A 22,647-nucleotide genomic window follows, 5' to 3' on the forward strand; every position below is an offset into this window, starting at 1 on the left:
CGAATGAAACCCCAGATAACGACGGTGAATCGTGCCACGGGCAAGCTGCAATCGGGCAGCCTTCTGTCACGAATGTATAAACACCGGATGATCTATTTGCTTATTTTGCCGGGGCTGCTGTATTTCCTGCTGTTCAAGATTGTACCTCTCTGGGGGCTGCTGCTGGCATTTCAGGATTACAATCCCTTCCTCGGTTTTACGGGAAGTGAATGGGTGGGATTCAAGCATTTTAATGAGCTGTTTGCCAGCTCCAACTTCTACATCATGCTGCGTAATACGCTCGCCATTAATCTGATCGCACTGGTATTCCATTTTCCGCTGCCGATTCTGCTGGCCCTAATGTTAAACGAGATTCGGCATGAGACGTTTAAACGCATCAACCAGTCGATTGTGTATTTACCGCATTTTCTGTCCTGGGTCGTCGTTGCCAGCATGACGTTTTTTCTGCTCTCGACGGACGTCGGCATTGTGAACAAGCTGATTGCACAGAGCGGCAAGGATACGATTTCGTTTCTATCGGAACCGAATTATTTCTGGGGGCTGCTTACGGCTCAGAGCATGTGGAAGGAAGCCGGCTGGGGAACGATCATTTTCCTCGCGGCCATGGCGGGAGTGGACCCTCAGCGGTATGAGGCTGCCGTTGTTGACGGAGCCGGACGGTTCCGGCAAATCTGGCATATTACGCTGCCTGCCATCCGGCCGACCATTATCATTTTGCTGATCCTGCGCCTTGGCAGCATGGCCGATACCGGATTTGAACAAATTTTGCTGATGATGAATCCGTTGGTTCGTTCAGTTGGAGAGGTATTTGATACGTATTCCTATACGTACGGGATATTGCAAGGCAAGATCAGCATTGGGGTTACTGTGGGGCTGTTCAAGGGACTGGTTGGATTGTTCCTGATTGTGGCTGCCAACAAAATTGTAAGAAGACTTGGACATGAAGGCATCTATTAATCCCATGGGTTGGTGGTCTGTCAGAAAGGAGGATAGGTTATGAGCTTTGTTGTGCAGAAAAAAGGGCTTACGCTCTTCGACTGGATCAATTACAGTCTGGTTGCTTTGATCTCACTGGCATGTATATTCCCGTTCTTATATGTCTTCAGCGTTTCGTTTACCGATCCGAAGGTGTATGTGCCGCTCAAGTTTTATCTGTTCCCGGAGAAGTGGTCGCTGGAATCCTACCGGTATATTTTATCAACCAACAGTTTTATCAATGCGTTTAAAAGCACGTTGTTTATTACGGTTGTTGGCACCATACTGAATATTATCGTATCCTTCACTATGGCTTATGGGTTAACCAAACGCTCTCTGCCCGGGCATAAGTGGATTATGGGTTTGGTTATTTTCACCTTGGTGTTCAGTGCGGGGATTATCCCGAATTACTTGCTCGTGAAGGAGCTGGGACTGCTAAACTCCTATTGGTCCATGATTTTGCCTGGACTGACGAATGCGTGGAGCCTGATTGTGATCAAAAGCTTTCTGGAATCGCTTCCTTCGGAACTGGAGGATGCGGCACAGATCGATGGATGCAGTGATCTCACGGCTTTTTTCCGAATTATTGTACCGTTGTCCATGCCCGCGATCGCCACGTTTACATTATTCTTCGCGGTAGGACACTGGAATGCGTATTTCAATGCCTTGATTTACTTATCCGATTCAAGCAAATGGACGCTGCAGCTGCTCATCAAGACACTCGTTATCGATTCGAATTCCGTTGCTGTAGCTCAGGCCGGGGCCAGTGATGAGAGCGTCGTGCCACAGGAGACGATTCGCATGGCGTCGATCGTACTCGCCATGGTGCCGATTCTGATCGTTTATCCATTTTTGCAAAAGCATTTTGCCAAAGGTGTCATGATTGGCTCCGTCAAAGGTTAAATGCAGCTGAAGTTAAACCATGCTTTATGTATAAATGCAAACGCTTACCGATACTGACGATAAGGGAGATGAAGGCGAATGAACAAGGGGAATAAACGATGGACGACATGGCTCTGCATGATTCTGGCAGTCGCCATGCTGGCGGCTTGTACGGGGAACAATGGTTCAGGTGAAACGGCAGGCAGCACAAATAGCGGAGAATCCGGTGGAGATCAGCCGCTGGACATCAAGATGTTTGCCGGATTGTACAATGAAATTCCCGATATGAACAACGAATACTGGACCGAATGGGAGAAGCGCACCAACGCCAAACTCGATATTGAATGGGTGCCTTCAGGCGATCTGGATACGAAGCTGGATCTGCTGCTCGCTTCCGGTGATCTGCCAGAAGTAGTGGCCTACCAGAATCAGATTCGCCCCACACTGATTACCGCGATCAAGAACGGTGCGTTCTGGGACCTGACACCATTCCTTGGAGATCTCAGCGAATACCCGAACCTGAAGGAAAATCTGGCGCCGGATGCGCTCAAATACCTGTCGGTGGATGGAGGCATTTACGCCGTTCCACGCTCCCGTTCCCGGGTTGATGGTGGACTGAAAATTCGGGAGGATTGGCTGAAGCAGCTGAATCTGCCGATTCCCAAGACGTTCGAGGAATATAGAGAAGCCCTGAAGAAAATCGTGGATAGTGATATGGATGGCAACGGCAAGAAAGACACAGTTGGCCTGTTATTCGTCAACAACCCACCTGCCATGTTCCAAGCCGGATTCGGGGCGTATAACCCAACCTATGATAACGATGGCGGGCTGATGAGCCCTGGTTTAACACCACAATATGTGGAGATGGTCGAGTGGTTTCGGGAACTGTACGCCGATGGGCTGCTGTCTAAAGAATATGCCGTCATGAAGGAGAGTCAGGCTGAAGAACTATTCAAGACCAACTGGGCGGCTTCTTACGGACGTCCAATCTGGTGGGATCATGAGTGGGAGCAGGCTATGAAAAAATCAGGGCAGCCTGACGCCAAAATTCTGAACTTGTCTCTGACAGGTCCTCATGGAGATGCAGCGGTTGGTCTGGAGACCGGAGTCGCGGGTGGATTCTACATTTCCAAGAAGGTGCCTGAAGAGAAGGTGAAGCAGCTCCTGAAGTATTTTGATCTGACTGCTTCCCAGGAAATGACGGACTTTGCCTACTATGGAATCGAGGGCACGCACTATACGGAACAGGATGGTCAGAAAGTGCTGACGGAGCAAGGCGTCAAGGAAGTGAACACAACGAGTAAAGGGGCAGGTGTGCTCGCCTATGCCAAGTGGGGCAAAGTGATTAGTGCTTCCGGAGACAAAGCCTATAATGACGCCAAAATCAAGGAAGTCGAGAATTTCGACGAAATTGGAAAGATCGATTTCTACCGGGTGATTACCTCGGAGGCCTGGAGAGAGACATGGCCCAAATACGGAGACGAGTACAGCTCCATGTTGACCCGAACGATTGTTGGACAGATCAGTGTCGAAGAATTCAGAGCCTATGTAGACAAGTTGAACAGCCAGCCAGACATCAAGCAGGCCTATCAGGAAATGGCCAAGGCTTATGAGCAGTTTAATCAACAATAACGAGGTAAAGGAGAAGCGATGAAGACTCCCCTACTGAGCGATAAGGAACAACGTCCCTGGTGGCAGCAGCCGCTGCGCATCATTCAACCTAACATGCAGGTGAAGGACACCGTGAAGATTGATCCCGAACGGCTTGCGGACCAAATGTTCGATATGGGTGCCAATGTCATGGTGTTTAATATGGGTGGAATCTATGCCTGGTACCGTTCGAGTGTCGCATTTCATATTCAAAATGAATACTTGCCCCGCGGCAGTGATCTGCTGCGGGATATGATCCAGAGCTGTCATCAGCGCGGGATTCGCTTTATTGCCCGCTTTGATTTCAGCAAGGCAGAGGACTCTGTTTATCTGCAGAAACCCCAGTGGTTTGTCCGCAAGGAAGGTGGCCAGCCGGATATTATCGGTGCCACCCGGCCGGGGGCCTGGCCTCTTCTGATGTCGACCTGCATTAACGGAGGCTACCGCAACGAAGAACTGGCGGTTCCTGTAATACGGGAAGCACTGGAACGTTATGAGATTGACGGTGTCTTCTTCAACGCACCCGGATATATATTTTGCCAATGCTCCAATTGTCAGAAGAAATACAAGGGGATGTATGGAAAAGAACTGCCGAGTACTTCAGCAGAGCTCGTGTCTGATTTTGCAGCCCGCTGCTTCGATGATAATCTGGGGCGGATGTATCAGGAGATCAAGGCTGTTCGGCCTGAGGTGCCAATGATCCTGTACTATAATCTGCACCGGGATAATCTGGAGAAACGGGTGTCCATTACCGACATGCTCTGTACTGAACCGCAGGATGTGTTGTCGCTGGGGCACACCCGTATCCCGGAGTTCTGGCAGCCTGCGCTCGGTATCAAGGTGGGGCGTTCCGTTCCGGGCCGCCCCGATCCCTTCGGCATTGTACATTCTTGCCCCGGCATGGACTGGCGTCATACCGGGCTTCCGCCTGCCGAATACCGCTTCTGGCTCTCGCAGATTCCAGCCAATGGGGGTCAGCTCTGGCATTCGTTAACCGGAATCCCGGATACGATTACAGATAAGCGGATTTTGCGAACCGTAACAGAGGTCAACAGGGATGCAGCGAAGCTTGCTTCCCATATGGACGGCGCCCAACCCGTGAACCAGGTGGCACTCATGTGGAGTGCCAATCGTTCAGCGGAAGGCTTGGCGGAGGCGCTCATCCATAAGCATATTCCCTTCGATGTGATTCTGCCTGAACAGGTGGCCAGCGTGAACCTGAACTACTATCCGGTCGTTATTTTGCCTGAAGGATTCACACATTCATCCCATTTTATAGATTTGCTTCGCGATTATGTGAGTCAGGGAGGCAGCATTATCGCAGAGGGAGAACTGCCGAAGATGGAAGAACCGACGAATTCGATGCTGATGGACCTGTTTGGTATTTCCGGGGAAATGCAGGAGAGCGAGTATTTGGCTGCATCCTATCTGCGGTTTGAACAGATCTCTAGCACAGATAATGAAGGAAATCCACTGCAGTGGAAGCTGGAGGAAACGGAACTTATACCGCATCGAGGCAAGGTGATGTACTGTAAGCCCAAGGATGCGGATGTGCAGGTATTGGCAACGTTAGTTCCTCCGTTCTCTCCGTTGGAAAGTGTAGGGGCGCCTCCCGAACGGGCCTCACTGGCTGTTAAACAAACCGATCTTCCGCTGGCACTGTTGCGAAGCTTGGGCACAGGGCAGACCTTATATTTCCCGTTTTCGCTTAGCGGTCTCATACAGGAATTCAAATTGGAGGAACATTTTCGGTTGTTTGCCAATGCCGTTCATGTGCAGTTGAACAATAAAGCTCTGGTATCAATCACGGAAGCACCCGGTTTACAGCTGACTGTTTTCCGCAAGGATAACGACCTGTTGATTCATCTGGTGAACGGGGCAGGTCGCAGACCGCTGTCATCGGTGCTCCCCATACATGATATTGAGATTACAGTTCGTTCACGGGAGGATCATTCTGCAGGGGACGCTGAAGCGTTAATCGCAGGAACGAAGCTGAGGACAGAGCGTACTGGAAATAAACTAAAAATCAGAGTCCCCACGCTGGACGTTTGGGAGTGTATCCGGGTACCTCTCTTGATATAATGAACCCGAACAGAGACATGCGAAAATGAGCCTAAGGCGCAGCATACGGGGGTGATTCCATGAGGCGGGTAATGCATACCATCCAATCAGCGCTTGACCGCTGGTTCGCAACGAATGGTTATCTGAAAAGACTGATCTGGTTGGGCTGCATGTCGGTGGTCATCCCGGTGGTGCTTGCCGGTAGCGCGTACTATCATTTCTCGATGATCAAACTGACGGAACAATTCCAGGATAACAATATGGCCTCATTGAACTTGCTCAAAGACAGGGTGGAGAATATTCTGACTAATATTGAGCATGAATCGATGCAGCTCGCCAGTGGCCCGTTGATGCGAAATGCATTAGGCAGTGCTCATTATGAGAGCGATTACTTTCTCCACCTGGATCTGCTCGATCTGTTTCAGCTCCACAAAAACACCAATAATCTAATTGAAGAAATGATCTATTATGATGCCAAAACAGATATGGTTCTGTCCCATTATTACGGATTGGTCTCGCTGGCAGACTACAAGGAAAAGCAGGACATGGAGGCTGCTCTGGGAGGCCAGGCAGCTGCAGGTTGGAGGTATCTTCCCGAATCCGGAGAAGCGGGCTATATCTCCTATGTGAGGCAAGTGCCTGTCATGGGACAGGGGGAACCGCGCGGAGTGGTCATTCTCCAAGTGAAGGAACAGGAGCTGCGGAGTTTGCTGCGCAGCTATTCTGTTAGTCTGGAAGACCAGTCCCTCGCCATTCTTAATGCAGATCAGCAAATTATTTTGCACACGGACGGCCCTGGAGAGATTGGCAAACGGGCATCGGAGGACGAGGTGCTGCAGCAGATCGCATATGCAGAAGGCAGAGAACGCTCGGGCCATGAGGTACTGAAGGGGGAGCATGGGAATGAGCTTGTGGCATATGCCTCGGCATCCATGGGGAGGACCTATATATCCCAGCTCCCTGAGCAGGAGATGATTGCCCAGTTGAATTGGATCAAGGTGCTCATCCTGATCTCGGTGTCTATCTTCGTGTTGGTCGGTATGCTGCTCACCTGGTTCAGCTCACGGCTGGCCTACAACCCTATTCAGCAGCTGCTGCGGTATGGGGAGCACTTGCGAAGGAACGGGCAGGAAACAGCACCCCAGGGGAATGAAATTGAATATATCCGGTCTTCGCTCAGCTATCTCAATGAACAGACAGAAACCCTGAATCGGTATATAGAGGGCATACAGCCAGACCTCCGCGATCGTTTTTTGCAGAGATTACTGCAATCTAGCGGTTCATGGACCAGCAGCAGGTTGGAAGAAGAGTGTGCCAGACACGAGTTCCGGACAGAGGGACAATTTTTGGTGTTGGTCGTCAAAGTGGAAAATCTGGTCAAGAAGAAACGATTTTTACCCAGTGAAGGCCCCGTCATTGTATTTGCCCTGAGAAATGTCATGGATGAACTGCTCAGCCAAAACACGGATTTGACGGGGTATGTTGTAGACAAAAATGATAGTGATTCGGTGGCAATCCTGCATTTCGATTCAGAGATTTCTCATCGTGAAGCGAGGCAAAAGGTATGCAGCTATGCTGAGGAGATTCATCATGCACTGGATCAGTACCTGTCTTTCTCGGCAACGGTGGGCGTAGGGCGTCCGGGTCAACTTCATGGGATCGCAGAGTCCTTTCGTGAAGCGCAGCTCGCCCTGCAGTATCGGCTATTTGATGATGCCGAGAACGTTTTGTTCTATGAAGATATTTTGGCCACCCAGCGTAATCCGGTCTTCATGTATCCCCGGGAGATCGAAGAGGAGATTCTTGAATCACTATGGAACGGAACGCTTACGCATGCGGAGGATGCGCTGCATCGGTTTTCCAAGAAGGTGCGTGCCTCCGAATCCTATACGGTCATGATTCAGGGATACCACATGCTGCTGTCGGCCATTATTCAATTCATGGAGACGAAGGGTCCCGGCATGCTTGAACGACTGGGCAGCAATTTGTTCGATCAGCTGCAGGAGAACCAGACATCGAAGGAGATGCATGACTGGTTTATCGGTGTGCTGTTTCCTCTGTGCATTGAAGCCAGTCAGGATCTCCGCACCAATTCATCCCGCCTGATTGTTCAGCGGGTCTGTGAGCATCTGAGCAGCCATCCCGAAGGAATGCAATCACTATCGGATTGTGCGGAACTCGTGAATGTCAGTCCTTCCTATCTAAGCAGACTCTTCAAGAAGGAAATGGGGGTGTCCTTTATCGAATACATGATGAATCTGAAGGTGCAAAAAGCGAAGCAATTGTTGAAGGATACCGACTGCACCATTACGGAAATTGCCGAACAGGTGGGATATTCGGAGCGCAACCTGAACAGGGCTTTTCAGCGGTTTGTTCAGATGTCGCCCAATCAATATCGAATGTCGGTCCGCTAGATTTCATGTAAATGATAGACGGCGGCGTGCGAAAGCTATAACATACAGATATAGCGATCCAAGACAAGCACCTCACCAAACCATAGAGAAACAAGGAGGAAACCTACGATGACAAATACGACGAAGGCACCTGGAGAGACGAAAGTTGGCTTTATCGGTACAGGCGTTATGGGGAAAAGCATGGCAGGTCATATCCAGAAAGCGGGATATCCGCTGCATGTGTATACCCGCACAGCTGCGAAAGCGGAAGCGTTGGTGAATGAAGGGGCCGTTTGGCACGATACACCAGGCAAGCTTGCGGCTGAGTGTGATGTCATCATCACCATGGTAGGATATCCGAAGGATGTAGAGGAGATTTATCTTGGTGAGGACGGTCTTGTAGCGAATGCCAAACCGGGTTCAACCCTGATTGATATGACGACATCCAGTCCCATGCTGGCTGCTCGCATCTTCGAGGCGGCAGAAGCCAAGGGGCTGCATGCATTGGATGCACCCGTATCGGGTGGAGATATTGGCGCACGCGATGGCAAGCTGTCCATCATGGTTGGTGGCACCGAGGAAGCATTCGAAGCGGTACGACCTCTGTTCGAGTGTATGGGCACCAACATTGTATTGCAGGGCAAGGCGGGTTCCGGTCAGCACACCAAAATGTGCAACCAGATTGCCATTGCATCCGGCATGATGGGCGTATGCGAAGCACTCGCCTATGCCAAGAGTTCGGGGCTTGACGCGGAGAACGTGCTGAAGAGCATTGCTACCGGGGCAGCCGGAAGCTGGTCGCTGAGCAATCTCGGTCCGCGCATGATCGCAGGCGATTTCGAGCCTGGATTCTATGTGAAACATTTTATCAAAGACATGGGAATCGCCCTCGAATCGGCCAAGGCCTTGGGCATGAAGACACCAGGGCTGGCACTGGCTGAATCCCTGTATCAGGAAATATCCAGAAACGGTCTGGATGAGAAGGGCACGCAGGTGCTCTATACGTACTATCTTCAAGCATAAATCGCATTTGTGGTAAGCCGCAGCGTGTTCTTTTTCTTAAGTGGAAAGGGATGCGCTGTTTTTTTAGAATTTTCAATGGATCGCATGTGTCTAAAGTCACAATATTGGTTAAATATTTTCGTATACTTTGGTTTGTGCAAGGAAATTAGGCCTGATGACCTTTATTTTTATCCGTCTTCATCCGACATAAGTAATAGAAGTTTACATAATGGAAGTCCAAAGATGTTGTTATGTTGTTCAATTGTCGTAACCGATCACCTGTAACTCACACTAAATTTTAGAACGGAGCTTGCCCATGTTCAAAAAAATCCTGTCTCTGTTCAAGACACAGCCAGAGCTTGCGAGTTCAATTACGGCCTCGGCCCCCGCGATGCCTGATACGGGCCCCGCACCTGCCCGAATGATGCGGAGCAGACGCAAATCTAAATCCAAATCCAAACATGAGGCAGCCTGGATCAGCGAGCCGGAAGAACCGACAACAGCAGAACGACTGTACAGTCTCCCGGGACAATACAAAGTTTTGAGTGATCTGCTCGTTGCCAATCCCAAATCCCGTTCAGGCTATTCTCAGATTGATCATGTTGTTATTGGTCCGCGGGGGATCTTCGTCATCGAGACCCGTAACCTGACAACCGGCGAGATTCGGGGTGGGCGCAGAGAGGCCAACTGGACGGTCAGTACCAGTCGCATTAAGATGTATAATCCTCTGATGCAGCATCGGGGCCATGTTGAGGCAGTTCATGCACACCTCGGAGATTATAAGCGGATCCGCATGATTTCCATGGTGACCTTCACCAATCGCTGCCGGATCAGTGTCGATCCTGCGGTGCGGTATGTGAATTCCGATGAACTGGTGATATATGATCATGAATTGGTTGAGACCATTCTGCGCAAAACGGAAAGACTCGAAGCAGAAGTGCCTGAAACGTTGTTTAAGGAGCAGGATATTCAGGCTATCTATTCCCTGCTGTCGTCAGCCAATTGCACAGAGCCTCAGACTAGGGCGGAACATATCGAGAAGGCTAAGGGGATTAAATAGCGTATAGATAGGTTTCTTGCAGACACTGTAGTCCTTCGGGATGACAGTGTTTTTTTGTACTTTTGTCGGGGGCATCCAGTCATGACAGCTCAAGGAGACAGGTACATCGTCGTATACACCCAGAATTTAACTTATGTTAGAATGTAGACCAATACTTACCTGTGAATACGGCATGTTATCCGAAGATGAATCAAATGGAGAATAGGAATTCAATCGTACATGCCATGGTTAATGTAGATTAGATGCATACATAAGATAAGGGGAAGATTATACCATGAGATGGACACAACCGATTCGGATGTTTACCGTGATCTTCAGCTTGGCTGCAGTTTTATCCGCATGCGGCGGAGGGGCCAAGGAAGCAGCCACCCCAGAGCCTGCCCAGGAGACAGCTGAAGCGACAGCAACAGAGCCGTCCGGTGTCAATACGGCAGAAGAGGATCGTGAGAGCAATGCGGCGGAACCAGCCTCCACTGCTACGGAAACGTTGAAAGAACTGCAGGATCAATATGCTGACAAGCTGGGCTATATCCGTATTCCGCTGGACGACCATCCGGTTCGCCGGGTTAGTGAGGAAGGGTCCAAGAATATTAACGTTGCCAATTACAGCGATACTGTCGTGGATATGAATGCGGAGGTTCCGATTCATGCCAATACACAGCGTTTAATCGATGACGCCTTTCCTTTCTTTACAACTGTACAGGCACCTGACGTGACCTATATCACTTGGGATGAAGCTACGAACCTGGAACGGGCCATGGTCAAGACATTGTTTATTTCTCGTGAAGGTCTGCTGATTACCGAAGATGCGATGAATAACAAGAATTACAGCAGCCAATCGTTTCAGGATTCCATGGATTTCTTCAGAGTCACCGCGAAATTCGAATCCATGGCTCCGGTTGCACAGCATCCATATGACATTACGTTAAGCGAACTCTACGACAAGGCCCGCAAGTCATGGGGGGAGCTGGCAGCAATGGATCCCAAGCAGGATGAGGCAGCGTTTGCTGAGAAGTACCAAACGGCGAGAACCGATGCCAATAATGCGATGGGGCTGCTTAACATATTGCTGTCTACGAATGAGGAAGAGCGTATGGAGCAGACATACGGAAAGTAGAAGCGCGGCTTGTCCCATTCATGGATGGCCCAACAACCGACCAACATAAATGAAAGGTCCATCCGATAAGCGGATGGACCTTTTTCGGTCATTTTCTATATTCAAGGCAGATGAATGGTTTGAATATGATCGGTATGCATAATCAAGGTCTGACCTTCTGCCTCTACCAGTTCAATCAGCTTATTATCTGCGGCCTTCAGCAATCCAGCCCGATATGGCTTGTCACCAAGATTCAGGATGACAAGTTCACCAACCATTTTCTGAAGCTGTTGGTCCATTGTCCGGGAAAGAGGCATGGACGCAGGCTGAATGGGGAAATGCTGCTGGCTTAGGGAATAAGGCGTGCTGTTTGTTGGAGAAGGAATGATATATTTCAGATGATTGATGGAGACGTAGACCGAATGATGCAGTGGAGAGAAGAAGATGAAGTAATCGTTCATAATGTTCGTAATATAACCGTGCAGTGTACGCCCGCCTATCGAAATTTCACTGAATCTACCACGAGCATTCATTAATATTTTGCGATACGATATATTGTTGTGATCCATCTCGGGATCAGGCGCAGGCATGCTGGAGGTGGAACTGGCATCACCCCCTTTGGTTATGTGCATGGATTGAAGGTGATGAAGAGGCACATAGGTGAACCGTTGATCTCCGTAAACAACAATCAGGTCCTGACCCATATCAATGATCTCACCCTGAATTGGAAGTTTACAGCCGGATAGTTCCAATTCGATGGATTTTCCAAGCCACATTGTTGGGAATTTCACAGTATACCTCCTCTCAATATAGAATAGACGTCCAAATATATAGGGAAAATAGGCTGACAATTAGACTAATTGGTATCACTATGAAGGTTACTTTCATATACTGTTTCCAAGAGACTCGAACATGGTGGGTCTTCAAAATATACATCCAGATCAACGTTGCTAGAGTACCTATGGGTGTCAGCAAGGCTCCAATATCACTTCCTAGAATGTTGGCAAGGTAAGCCAGATGCAGCTGGGTATCACCTAATTGAAGATCGGTTACTGCAAAGGTGCCAATCATGACAGAAGGCAGGTTATTGAGCAGATTGGATAATAGAGTGAGCATTAGACCCGATACGGCAATGAGACTGGCGTCACCACCTTCTACCATGGGCTTCATCCACTGAACGATAACAGCTGTCATTCCAGCCCGGTGAAGACTATCCACGATAATATAAATGCTGAAGGCGAAGAGCAGAATGTGCCAGGGCGTTTGTGTAACTACATCCTTAAGTCCAGTCCGGGTGCGATACCAACGCACAGCCAGCATCAGAACCACACCAGTGATGGCGACAATCTCCATAGGAATTCCCCACTGCTCAGCGAGAAAGTATCCTGCACGAATGAATACAACAATCCCGATACAGACACGGAACAACCACCAGTCTACGCTCTTTCCACTATCCGCTCGTGGTGTATCCTGATTTCCTGTTTGCAGCGGATGATACCCTGAACCGGATGTGGATTGCATAGACATAGGGTAGTGATGAATAACCTTGGGAATACTTTTGCGAAAATAATAGAACAGCAGTATGGTCATCACTATGATCCCCAGCATTGATGGCACAAACATCATCTGGGTGTAGGTATTCAAGTTTAATCCGACCATTTGCAAGGCGATGAGATTAGCGAGATTACTAAGTCCGATTGGGGCACTGGAAGCTGTAGCGATGAGTGCACCTGAGATCAGGTAAGGTAATTGCTGATGCACTTTGAGGCGTAGGATGGAACAGATTCGGAGGATGATCGGAGTTGTAATCAGTATACTGCCGTCGTTGTTGAAGAAGATCGTCATGAGAAAACACAGTAATAGAATCAGCCAGAATAATCGGAAGCCGGAGCCTCGTGCCTTTTCTATCATATTGATGGCGATCCAGCGAAAAAAGCCAATGCTCTCGAGAATGATGGACATGACAATGGTCGAGAGAATGGTTACAGCAGCGCCGGAAACAATCCCGAAGATGCCAACGATATGAGCGAAGCTGCTCACACCAGTAATAACAAGAAGAAGGGCGCCAAGCGAAGTAGGAATGGATTCATTTAATCCGCCTGGTCGCCACATCAGGAAAATGACAGTAATAATAAACACCCCGAAGGTTAACCACAACTGGTAATCAGGCATTTACTGTGATTCACCTCCCAGGGGGAGAAGTCCTGGTGGAGATTGAATCGAATGTTCGTGGGTTGGAGTGGGCCTTCTTCCAGGTAGAACGATCCAGTACAAAGGCACACCGATTAAGACAACAGCAACGAAGATCAACATGATGTTTCCCCCCTTTAAACTGGTTGATAACCTAAGCTGTCACGTGATTAGCAGGATCTCTTTTTGCCGCCGGACTTGTTGCCACCGGATTTATTCCCGCCAGACTTGTTTCCTTTGGATTGGTTGCCTTGGTTGCCGCGCGAACGGTTACCTTGAGCTCCTTGTGAACGGTTACCGCGTGATTGATTGCCTTGAGCGCCTTGTTGGGCACCTTGGGAGCGATTGCCCCGGTTACCTTGAGCGGCCTGATTACCCTGGGATTGGTTGCCTTGAGTAGCCTGATTCCCTTGAGAACGATTGCCTTGAGCAGCTTGGTTTCCTTGGCTCGTGTTATTACCATTGTTGTTGCTGTTGTTAGAGTTATTGCTATTATTGTTGTTACTACCGCGTACAATGGATACCGATTTCACATGCTGCAGGGGAATACGAACGATCTCCTGATTTTTCAAAGCCAAAATTAATTGGTTCTGATTGGCATCGGCCAGGATGCCTTCGACTTTCTCAGGACCTCCCCGGTTGATCTGTACACGACGGAAGCGGAGTGCTTGCATAACCCCGAGAAACGTATTGGATGGAATAGGGTTGCCCATGGCTGCCGCTCTGTTTCCACCGGAACGGCCTGTGTCTGTGATGCTTTTAACATGAGTTTCATTGACATAGACGATGCCTTCCTTGCAGCTCATCGCCATGTAGTCCCAGCGCACGTCCATCAGCGTGCCCGTTACGGAATCTGGGCCACCCCGGTTAATCTTGATCTCTCTTCCGAGCAAACCTCTCATACCTTGACCGTTCATAGACATTGTGTTGTGCCCCTTCCGTGATATAAGTTCAGATGGACAAAAATGGCGGATGTTTTGTTGATCCCTTCCATTCGTCATTCGTGTCTGTCTGTAGTTTAATCATATGAAACATGCTTAATAGAGGGACTAGCCGGACAACCATTTCCATACTATTTTGGCTATAATCTATGAAAAGATGATGGTAATCATAGATTAATGGCACGATTACTCCGCATCCCGGAAGGTTGGCTTGTAGGTACTCTGAATGGAACTGTGTATCTGCCCTTACGGCTTGCTGTGCTCCTGCATAGGATGATGTAACAGCCTACGGGCAATCTCAGGAGTCTTCGAAAGGCGGATGGAAATGGCTCTACCTGTCTACCACATCACGGTGTCCGATAACGAGTATCAACAGTTAACATCAGATATCTGGTCAGATACGTTTGTGAACGGAACGATGCAGATGGACGGCAAACCGCTTCCCATCCGAATTCGATACCGGGGAGGGCACACACGTGGCTATGTCAAAAAGTCTTTCGAAATTCGAACGTCCAGCAGAACATTTCATTTTAATGCCGAGTATGATGATCCCTCATTGCTGCGCAATGCACTCTCGTTCCGTTTTTTCGAATCCCTTCGTGTTCCGGCTCCGTCGACGCAGCACTGCATACTGTATCTTAACGGACAGCTGGAGGGTGTCTATTTGTGTATTGAGGGAGTTAAATCGTTCTTTTTTCGGCAGCGAAAAATGCCTGTTCGAAGCATCTTCTATGCGGTAAACGATCATGCGGGATTTGCACTCAATTCGACTGAAGCAAACTCGGATCTACTATCCGGATACACACTGATTCGCGGCAAGGACGAGGATCGCACGAGGCTCCGTACCTTTATCCAGCAGCTAAATACGAAGTCGAGGCAGGATCTGCTTCGCTTTTTGCAGGCGAGAATGGATACGGATAACTATTTGCGCTGGCTGAGTGGAGCTGTACTTACAGGCAATTTCGATGGATTCCATCAGAATTACACATGGTATGAGAAGATCAAGACCCGGAGGTATGGTATCCTTCCCTGGGATTATGAAGGGACTTGGGGAAGAAACTGTTATGGCGCAAGAGTAGATCCGAACCTCGTACGGATTCAGGGATATAACAAACTGACCGGACGGCTGCTGGCTTTCCGCCTTTTCCGTCAGCAGTACAAGCGAATGATGAAGCAGCATCTAACGAACGTTTTCACCGAGAAACGAATTATGCCGGTAGTGTATCGATTACACGGTCAGATCCGTGAAGCTGTGGAGCAGGATCCCTACATGAAATGGCCGATGAATGTTTTTTATGGTGAACCCGAGAAGATTCGTACCTATGTGGCAGAGCGCCGGGAGTATCTGCAGAAGGAGTTACACCGATTGTAGGTGCCCCGATATATGGTGAAATGATAAACTTTGACCACTGAGACAGGGTCAGGGTTTTTCTGTTTTTTTGAACAGGGGTGTGATATGTTTTTAAGCATAAGACGGGAACGGGATAAGGGTGAGGTGCGTGTACCGGATGTGGTGGGATAACTTTTGTAAACGCTTTAAATTCAGGACGAAACTAGTCTTGTTTTTGTCGGCTGCGACGGTATTCATCTCCGGAATGACAGGGCTGATCACATATCGCATCCATATTGCCCTATTCAATGAAGAAGTCAGTCGTCAGTATAGTCTTACAGCAGAACAGGTTCTGGCACGGCTGGATTCGCGGGTCAACGACATGTACAAGGTCACGGATTACATCACACTCAATCCTTCCGTGAAAAATGCCATTAAGGCACAGGCTGCAGGCATCTCGTCCTACGATCAGATGAAGCTTGAGGATGAACTGGATGATCAGTTGTACCAGGTAAGGCTGGATGCACCGGAAATCATGGGACTTCGCATTTATGATCTGAAGGGAAATATATTTAATCTGGGTGCCTTTGCCGGCTCGTTTCAACAGATGAATCCTTCCTATTTGGCCGAGATGGTTCATAAGCTGGAAGGGACGGGCGGTGAATATGTGTGGAATCGTCTGGGTCCGGATGCTTTTCTGCAGGAAGAGCAGTCCAATTGGATTTTGGCTGGACGATTAATGCGCTCGGTTGATTTGGAAACGTATGGAGTGATGTTGATTCTGTTTAACACCTCACTGTTTGAGTCGTATCTCAAGGACCTTCGATTGAACGAGGAGGTTGCTGTTGATCTGTTTGATGCGGAAGGGCAGCTGCTATATGCGTTTCATAATCCGGATATAGACTCAACACCGCTTACACAGCTAAACCTGGGGGCAACAGAAATCAGGGACGAGCAGGGATCGACTCATTTGTATACCAAACAAACCTCGGACAAGGCAGGCTTCACACTGGTAAGCAAAGTATCGCTCGCACAGATTCAGAACAAGGGTAAGCTCATCCTGCAAGTCGCCGTGTTCTCTGCCGCAGCCAGCGTACTATGCTCCTGGTTCATCATCACTATCATTAGCGGCAGATTGCTGCGTCCGCTGGCCAGTCTGGTCAATGCGATGAAAAGAGTCCGTGATGGCCAGTTCGATACAAGGGTCCGAATAGAGACGCGGGACGAGCTGGGCTTCATCGGTGAACGGTTCAATGCGATGGCTTCCCGGATCGATACACTCATTCATGAGGTGTACGAGCGGGAACTCAGTGAAAAGGAAGCCGAGCTCAAAGCCATTCAGGCGCAGTTGAACCCTCATTTTCTATATAACACACTAAGCATGTTTTTCTGGAAGTTTTATATGCTGGGCGATGAGAAATCCGCTCGTCTCGTTACAGCCCTGTCTGAAATGCTGCAGTATACACTGGAACCCGTGCAGCGATTAACGACTCTCCAGGATGAGATGACGCAAATCGATCATTATTTGCAAATCCAACAGGCCAGATATCAGGAAGCATTATCCGTAGAGATTTTAATTCCTGCGGAGTTGCTTCGCTGTCAGGTGATCCGATTGCTGCTTCAGCCTATCGTCGAGAATGTGTTTGTACATGCATTCTCAGACAAGAGGGACAATCGCCGTTTGCAGATTCGTGGTTTACAGCAACCAGGGCATGAGACGGAGAAGGAAACGGACATGCTCATTATTGAAATAGTCGATAACGGCTGCGGCATGGATGCAACGGTCATTGAACGAATAATGAAGCCAGTTCCACATGCGGAAGAGGAACGTCAGCATATCGGTATCCGAAGTGTACTCCGAAGAATCGAACTGATTCACGGGGAGCCTTATGGCATACAGATCGAGTCTGCTGTGGGTGAAGGGACGCTTGTACGCCTTCGTTTACCATATCAGATCGGAGTAGGAACCATGCCCGGGAATGCGGATGATAGAGAGGAGCAGGTGCTGTGAATGGACGAATGCTTGTAGTCGATGATGAAACGCTATTCCGTCAGGGGTTAATTCATCTGGTTCGGAACAATCCTCTCGGATGGGAGGTTGTGGGAGAAGCTGCGGATGGAGAAGAAGCGATTCAGGCGGTGCATAGCTGTAAGCCTGATCTGATTATTACGGATATTAACATGCCTGTAATGGATGGTCTGGACTTGGCTGAGCGCATACATGAGAGCGGGCGGGATATCATGATTATCATTTTGACAGGGTATCGTGAATTTGAATATGCACAGCGTGCCATCCGCTATGGGGCTATTGAATTTTTGCTCAAGCCGTTCTCCCTCGATGAAGCATGTAAGGTGCTGCGCAAGGCACATGAACGGTATCGCCGGAAGCAGTCGGACATCCGAATCAGGGAGCAGTACAACCAGGTGGACCGTACCGAGAGATGGCGCGAAGAACTGGCTTCAATGCTGCTCCATCAGCAATTTGAGGAGATGATCATTTGGGTGGAGGACCTACTGGAGGAAGCCGCCAGAATGCCACTGTCCCCATGCAAATCCGAAATCCATCTGCTTATAAAAGTCTTGACGGACATGCTCGCACAGCAGCTTCAGCCACAGGAGTCCGGGGGATTGGACGCATTCGGTCCAGATCCGCTTCTGTGGATCCACACCGTGCCCGAAGTCATTGCATGGGCTCGCTCGAAGAGTGAAGAGTGGATGGATATTATGATGCGCCTGACCCGGGAACAGCAGGATCATCTAATCACACGTGTCATTCGGTATATTGAGATGAATTACGCCGGAAGCTGCACGCTGCAGGCCGCTGCTGTTCATGTGCATGTGACGCCAAACTACTTGAGTCATTTGTTCAAAAAGGAGACCGGACAGGGCTTCAGCCAGTATGTCAGCAAACGCCGGATCGAAAAAGCGAAGCTGCTGCTGCACAGCACCCGGCAGAGCATGGCCGATATAGCAGAACAGACAGGCTTCGATAACTCAAGCTATTTCACTACCGTATTCAAACAGGCGACTGGATTGTCTCCTCGCGAATATCGTAAGCAGGGAGCTGGAGATCACCACGAGTAGCACCTGTTCTTTATGTGTTTTACAGCCAAGATCAGATCATAAGGAATCTGTATGCATACAGCCCCGTTTCCTAGGACAACCCCACCATGTGGGGTTATTTTGCGTAGAAATTTTAAAAAGGATCGTTAAATAACAAATGTTTACGCTTACATTTTTATCTAAAATACAGCTATAGCACATCAGCAGCAGAGAGGAGTGATGAAATATGAAGGGGGAGCTGGCCGCTGGAACACCGTCCGGAATACAACCACCAAATCATGAAATGAAGCATCGAATCAGGCAGCAGCGGCTGAGACGGTTCAAGACCAATATTCCGTTAATCCTGATGTTTATTCCGGTGATCCTGTTTTACCTGACCTTTCGTTATGCACCCATTGGAGGACTGGTCATGGCCTTCAAGGACTATAACTTCTATGACGGGCTCTGGCATAGTCCATGGGTAGGCTTTCAACATTTCCAGACGTTGTTCAGCGATCCGCGCACGGTGGAGATCATCCGTAACACTTTGTTCCTCAGTTTGTTAAGCATCATTGTAGGATTTCCCATTCCGATTATCCTGGCCATTATGCTCAATGAAGTGAGAAACATGGCCTTCAAGCGGACGGTGCAGACCGTGGTCTACATGCCGCACTTCTTTTCCTGGGTCATTATTGCGATGATGATCATGACGGTTTTCTCTTTGGAGAACGGGATCGTAAACCGCTGGGTCGAGGCTTGGACAGGTGAACCTTACCCGTTTATGTACAACAAGGGCTCCTGGATTGCGGTGTTCGTCGGATCAGGGATTTGGAAGGACATGGGCTTCAATGCCATCATTTTTCTGGCGGCATTAACGACCATTGATCCGAGCCAGTACGAGGCTGCACAGATGGATGGGGCGAGCAAAATGCGTCAGATCTGGCATGTGACCCTTCCGGGCATACGCTCGACGATTATTCTTCTGCTCATTCTGTCGATGGGACGGGTGATGGAGGTTGGATTCGACCAGGTCTATATGCTCCAAAATTCCAATGTCAACGAGGTTGCTGATGTCATCAGTACGTATATTTATCGCACGGGTCTGCAGGGAGCACAGTTCAGCCTGACGACAGCGATGGGATTGTTCGAATCCCTGGTGGCCTTTATTCTCATCTTTTGTGCAAACTACATTGCACGCCGATTCAACGAAGGTTTGTGGTAGGGAGGGAGAACAGCATGAGAAAAACCAGAGGAGAGAAAGTCTTTTATCTGATCAATTATGTGTTGTTATCATTGGTTGCCATCAGCTGTATCCTGCCCCTTCTGAATATCATAGCTCTGTCGTTCAGTGATGCAAGAGCCGTCGTGTCCGGTAACGTGGGGTTGTGGCCAGTCGATTTCACCTGGTTTTCCTACCACAGCCTGATTACGGGGACGCCAATTTTGAATGCGTTCTGGAACAGTGTGGAGATTACGTTAATCGGTACAGGGCTTAGCATGGCCGTGACCATCATGGCGGCTTATCCGCTGTCACGGAGGCATTTCTACCACCGTCGATTTTTTACGATGGCGATGGTGTTCACGATGATTTTTAACGGGGGACTCATTCCGACGTACCTGGTAGTGCAAAACCTGGGGCTGGTGAACAGTTACGGTGCACTCTGGCTGCCTGGCTTGGTGAGCACGTATAACATGCTGATCATGCGCTCCTATTTTGAAAATCTGCCCGGGGAAGTAGACGAGGCGGCCCGCATCGACGGTTGTGGTGAGCTGGGACTGTTGTTTCGTATTGTGCTGCCGCTATCCAAACCATTGCTGGCGACCATTGCTCTCTTTTACGGCGTGGGGTACTGGAATTCGTTCATGAGCGTGATGATCTACATCAACGATACGTCCAAATACAACATGACTGTACTGGTCCAGAATATGATTATGTCCAATCTGAATGTACAGGACTTTACCGATCCAACGATGATTTCGAATCTGACGCCGGAAGGTATCCGGGCAGCAGCAGTGATTGTCATGGTTATTCCCATTTTGGCGGTATATCCGTTCTTGCAGAAGTACTTTGTCAAAGGGGTTATGCTTGGCTCGATCAAAGGGTAAAACAGGCAAACAGGATATCGGTCATATTACGTGGGTGTCATAATACAGGGAGAGAAAGAGGGTCTTATCTATGGCGTTAACGATGAAGGCATGGGTGAAGTCGGGTCTCGTTCTGGGCTTGATCGGCGGATTACTGGCAGGCTGCACAGGAGGGGGCGGCAGTGAGCAGGCGGAAGGTGAAGGCAGCAGAGGGAATATCACCTCAACGATCTATGATCGGGGTGCGGTTCCGAGCGGTATGGGCACGATTGAAGATAATATGTGGTCCAAGTGGATTAACGAGAACGGTCCGGCAAATGTCAAATATACGGCAGTTCCCCGATGGGAATCCCAATCCAAGTTAAACGTATTATTTGCTTCAGGCAGCGCGCCGGATGTCATTTTTGAATTCGGTACGCCCATCCGCAATACCCTGTTTAATCAGAAACAGCTTATGCCGCTGGATGACTTGATCGAGAACTCCAGTGTGGAATACAAAGCACTCATGGAGAAATATCCTCAGCTGAAGAAGGCCGGCATCAAAAGCGATGGCAAGTTGTACGAGGTCGGGCGCATGAACGAGGTGTTTCCGCTGACGAGCTTTTTCATCCGGGAGGACTGGCTGAAGAAGCTGAATCTGGAGGTGCCGACGAACGAGGAAGAGATGCTGGCTGTTGCCAAAGCCTTCACGGAAAATGACCCTGATGGAAACGGCGCGAATGATACATATGGCATCGGCGGGTTTCAATTCGGGGATACAGCGGGTCTGTTCCGCTATATGTTCAACGCCAACTGGGTCAATGTTGAGAATGGAGAGGTCGTTGTGGGTCCCAACCACATGAAGGAAGCGACTGCATTTAAACGCGCCTTGTTTGAAGCGGGCGTGGTGGATAAGGACTTTCTGACCGATAAGGACGGTGCCAAGGCGAAGCAGGATTTCCTGAATGGCAAAATCGGTATGTATGCTGCCATGACTTCGGACTATACGGGTTTTGCGGCGAAAGAACTGGATACGTTGATGCAGAATGTTCCGGAAGCTAAACTAAAAGTTATCGCTCTGCCAACCACTTCGGTCGGACAGTACACGATGGTATGGAACAACCCGGTGCAGATGACGGCGGTCGTGAATGCACGCGCCAAAAATCCCGAAGCGGTCATGCAGTATATTGATTTTTTGACCAAAACAGAGTCTGGACGAACCTTCAAAAATGGATTTGAAGGCACGCATTACACCCTGAATGAGCAAGGTTGTCCGCGCATCTCCGATCAGGAGAAATACAAGCAGGAGATCAGCTGGGCAGGAGACTATGCCATGATGTACAGCCGTCTGGAGGAAGGCAAATGCGGGTATACCGAAATGCTGTTCAGCGAGGAGATCCCATCCCAGAAGGAAGGGCTGCGCCTCTTCAAGGAAGCGCGAGAAGTGTACATGACGGATCTTCCGGTAGGAGAGGGCGTGACCCACTCGGAACATATGCCGCAGCTGCCGAAGGAGCTTCAGGTGAAGCTGACCAATGTAACGACAGCCATCAACGATATTTTCACCCGTTCCATCATCGGCGGCAGCAAATATACGGTTGAACAGGCCGCGGCAGAGGCTCAGCAGAAGTGGGATCAAGGCGGCGGACCGGAGATTGAAGCATGGTATAAGGACTGGTGGAGCAAGGGAAAGGATAATGTTCTGGTCTGGGACGATTTCTATGAAATCTATGAACAGCAGCAGGCTGATTTCAAGAAGGCGGAGTGAAAGATTCCCCAGATCGGTTTCGGAGAAACCTGAATTTACTAACCAGTTGATGAGAAAACCTGGGCCTGCTGCCCAGGTTTTTTTGTCCTGAATAGATAACCTCTCGCCCATTTCAGGTTAATAATGAAAAGGAATGAAGATATTAACGATTTGATCGTGGAAAATGCGATATAATAATCGTATTGGGTACGTG

Annotated in this window: 17 protein-coding genes; 14 read left to right on the forward strand and 3 right to left on the reverse strand. The window is 49.2% G+C overall.

Features of this window, described 5'->3' with window-relative positions; all coding sequences use genetic code 11:
• Positions 1-3: 3 nt before the first annotated feature.
• From PIL01S_RS16805 to PIL01S_RS16840, 8 genes are all read left to right on the forward strand, one after another.
• Positions 4-957: an ABC transporter permease gene (locus tag PIL01S_RS16805; protein WP_095288712.1), complete on the forward strand. Its 954-nt coding sequence runs from the start codon at positions 4-6 to the stop codon at positions 955-957.
• A 39-nt stretch (positions 958-996) separates the two neighbouring features.
• Positions 997-1,878, forward strand: a complete 882-nt coding sequence (locus PIL01S_RS16810) for a carbohydrate ABC transporter permease (protein WP_095288713.1) — start codon at positions 997-999, stop codon at positions 1,876-1,878.
• A 78-nt stretch (positions 1,879-1,956) separates the two neighbouring features.
• Positions 1,957-3,489, forward strand: coding sequence for an extracellular solute-binding protein (locus PIL01S_RS16815; RefSeq protein WP_127538491.1), 1,533 nt, complete (start codon positions 1,957-1,959; stop codon positions 3,487-3,489).
• An 18-nt stretch (positions 3,490-3,507) separates the two neighbouring features.
• On the forward strand, positions 3,508-5,589 hold the full coding sequence (locus PIL01S_RS16820) for an alpha-amylase family protein (protein WP_127538492.1): 2,082 nt from the start codon (positions 3,508-3,510) through the stop codon (positions 5,587-5,589).
• A gap of 59 nt (positions 5,590-5,648) precedes the next feature.
• Positions 5,649-7,982, forward strand: coding sequence for a helix-turn-helix domain-containing protein (locus tag PIL01S_RS16825; RefSeq protein ID WP_127538493.1), 2,334 nt, complete (start codon positions 5,649-5,651; stop codon positions 7,980-7,982).
• 108 nt (positions 7,983-8,090) lie between these two features.
• Complete coding sequence (locus PIL01S_RS16830) at positions 8,091-8,984, forward strand: NAD(P)-dependent oxidoreductase (protein ID WP_127538494.1); 894 nt, start codon at positions 8,091-8,093, stop codon at positions 8,982-8,984.
• A 295-nt stretch (positions 8,985-9,279) separates the two neighbouring features.
• Positions 9,280-10,023: a nuclease-related domain-containing protein gene (locus tag PIL01S_RS16835; protein ID WP_127538495.1), complete on the forward strand. Its 744-nt coding sequence runs from the start codon at positions 9,280-9,282 to the stop codon at positions 10,021-10,023.
• 274 nt (positions 10,024-10,297) lie between these two features.
• A complete protein-coding gene (locus PIL01S_RS16840) occupies positions 10,298-11,140 on the forward strand; it encodes a hypothetical protein (protein ID WP_127538496.1) in 843 nt (280 codons plus the stop codon).
• Positions 11,141-11,241: 101 nt separating this feature from the next.
• Here the strand turns inward: PIL01S_RS16840 and PIL01S_RS16845 are convergent, their stop codons facing one another.
• From PIL01S_RS16845 to PIL01S_RS16855, 3 genes are all read right to left on the reverse strand, one after another.
• Entirely contained in the window at positions 11,242-11,910 is a 669-nt protein-coding gene (locus tag PIL01S_RS16845; protein WP_246058365.1) for a DUF2642 domain-containing protein, read from the reverse strand.
• A gap of 13 nt (positions 11,911-11,923) precedes the next feature.
• Entirely contained in the window at positions 11,924-13,291 is a 1,368-nt protein-coding gene (locus PIL01S_RS16850) for an arsenic transporter (RefSeq protein ID WP_127538497.1), read from the reverse strand.
• A 188-nt stretch (positions 13,292-13,479) separates the two neighbouring features.
• Positions 13,480-14,232, reverse strand: coding sequence for a hypothetical protein (locus tag PIL01S_RS16855; protein ID WP_127538498.1), 753 nt, complete (start codon positions 14,230-14,232; stop codon positions 13,480-13,482).
• A 343-nt stretch (positions 14,233-14,575) separates the two neighbouring features.
• On the opposite strand from PIL01S_RS16855, the gene PIL01S_RS16860 reads away from it, so the two are divergent.
• The 6 genes from PIL01S_RS16860 to PIL01S_RS16885 all read left to right on the forward strand — a co-directional run bounded on the left by PIL01S_RS16860 (position 14,576) and on the right by PIL01S_RS16885 (position 22,454).
• On the forward strand, positions 14,576-15,622 hold the full coding sequence (locus PIL01S_RS16860) for a CotH kinase family protein (RefSeq protein WP_246058367.1): 1,047 nt from the start codon (positions 14,576-14,578) through the stop codon (positions 15,620-15,622).
• Positions 15,623-15,809: 187 nt separating this feature from the next.
• On the forward strand, positions 15,810-17,591 hold the full coding sequence (locus PIL01S_RS16865) for a cache domain-containing sensor histidine kinase (protein WP_164764258.1): 1,782 nt from the start codon (positions 15,810-15,812) through the stop codon (positions 17,589-17,591).
• On the forward strand, positions 17,588-18,664 hold the full coding sequence (locus tag PIL01S_RS16870) for a response regulator transcription factor (protein ID WP_127538501.1): 1,077 nt from the start codon (positions 17,588-17,590) through the stop codon (positions 18,662-18,664). The genes PIL01S_RS16865 and PIL01S_RS16870 overlap by 4 nt, the downstream gene beginning before the upstream one ends.
• A 262-nt stretch (positions 18,665-18,926) precedes the next feature.
• A complete protein-coding gene (locus PIL01S_RS16875; RefSeq protein ID WP_164764265.1) occupies positions 18,927-19,844 on the forward strand; it encodes an ABC transporter permease in 918 nt (305 codons plus the stop codon).
• 14 nt (positions 19,845-19,858) lie between these two features.
• Complete coding sequence (locus tag PIL01S_RS16880) at positions 19,859-20,728, forward strand: carbohydrate ABC transporter permease (protein WP_127538503.1); 870 nt, start codon at positions 19,859-19,861, stop codon at positions 20,726-20,728.
• Between the two features lie 70 nt (positions 20,729-20,798).
• On the forward strand, positions 20,799-22,454 hold the full coding sequence (locus tag PIL01S_RS16885; protein ID WP_127538504.1) for an extracellular solute-binding protein: 1,656 nt from the start codon (positions 20,799-20,801) through the stop codon (positions 22,452-22,454).
• Positions 22,455-22,647: the final 193 nt, after the last annotated feature.

It is taken from the genome of Paenibacillus illinoisensis NBRC 15959 (assembly GCF_004000925.1).
GTDB lineage: Bacteria > Bacillota > Bacilli > Paenibacillales > Paenibacillaceae > Paenibacillus > Paenibacillus illinoisensis.

What these genes read in the sequence shown, in the direction of transcription:
- PIL01S_RS16805 (WP_095288712.1), top strand. Translation starts at nt 4, where the DNA reads ATGAAACCCCAGATAACGACGGTGAATCGTGCCACGGGCAAGCTGCAA.
- PIL01S_RS16810 (WP_095288713.1), top strand. Translation starts at nt 997, where the DNA reads ATGAGCTTTGTTGTGCAGAAAAAAGGGCTTACGCTCTTCGACTGGATC.
- PIL01S_RS16815 (WP_127538491.1), top strand. Translation starts at nt 1,957, where the DNA reads ATGAACAAGGGGAATAAACGATGGACGACATGGCTCTGCATGATTCTG.
- PIL01S_RS16820 (WP_127538492.1), top strand. Translation starts at nt 3,508, where the DNA reads ATGAAGACTCCCCTACTGAGCGATAAGGAACAACGTCCCTGGTGGCAG.
- PIL01S_RS16825 (WP_127538493.1), top strand. Translation starts at nt 5,649, where the DNA reads ATGAGGCGGGTAATGCATACCATCCAATCAGCGCTTGACCGCTGGTTC.
- PIL01S_RS16830 (WP_127538494.1), top strand. Translation starts at nt 8,091, where the DNA reads ATGACAAATACGACGAAGGCACCTGGAGAGACGAAAGTTGGCTTTATC.
- PIL01S_RS16835 (WP_127538495.1), top strand. Translation starts at nt 9,280, where the DNA reads ATGTTCAAAAAAATCCTGTCTCTGTTCAAGACACAGCCAGAGCTTGCG.
- PIL01S_RS16840 (WP_127538496.1), top strand. Translation starts at nt 10,298, where the DNA reads ATGAGATGGACACAACCGATTCGGATGTTTACCGTGATCTTCAGCTTG.
- PIL01S_RS16850 (WP_127538497.1), bottom strand. Translation starts at nt 13,291, where the DNA reads ATGCCTGATTACCAGTTGTGGTTAACCTTCGGGGTGTTTATTATTACT.
- PIL01S_RS16855 (WP_127538498.1), bottom strand. Translation starts at nt 14,232, where the DNA reads ATGTCTATGAACGGTCAAGGTATGAGAGGTTTGCTCGGAAGAGAGATC.
- PIL01S_RS16860 (WP_246058367.1), top strand. Translation starts at nt 14,576, where the DNA reads ATGGCTCTACCTGTCTACCACATCACGGTGTCCGATAACGAGTATCAA.
- PIL01S_RS16875 (WP_164764265.1), top strand. Translation starts at nt 18,927, where the DNA reads ATGAAGCATCGAATCAGGCAGCAGCGGCTGAGACGGTTCAAGACCAAT.
- PIL01S_RS16880 (WP_127538503.1), top strand. Translation starts at nt 19,859, where the DNA reads ATGAGAAAAACCAGAGGAGAGAAAGTCTTTTATCTGATCAATTATGTG.
- PIL01S_RS16885 (WP_127538504.1), top strand. Translation starts at nt 20,799, where the DNA reads ATGGCGTTAACGATGAAGGCATGGGTGAAGTCGGGTCTCGTTCTGGGC.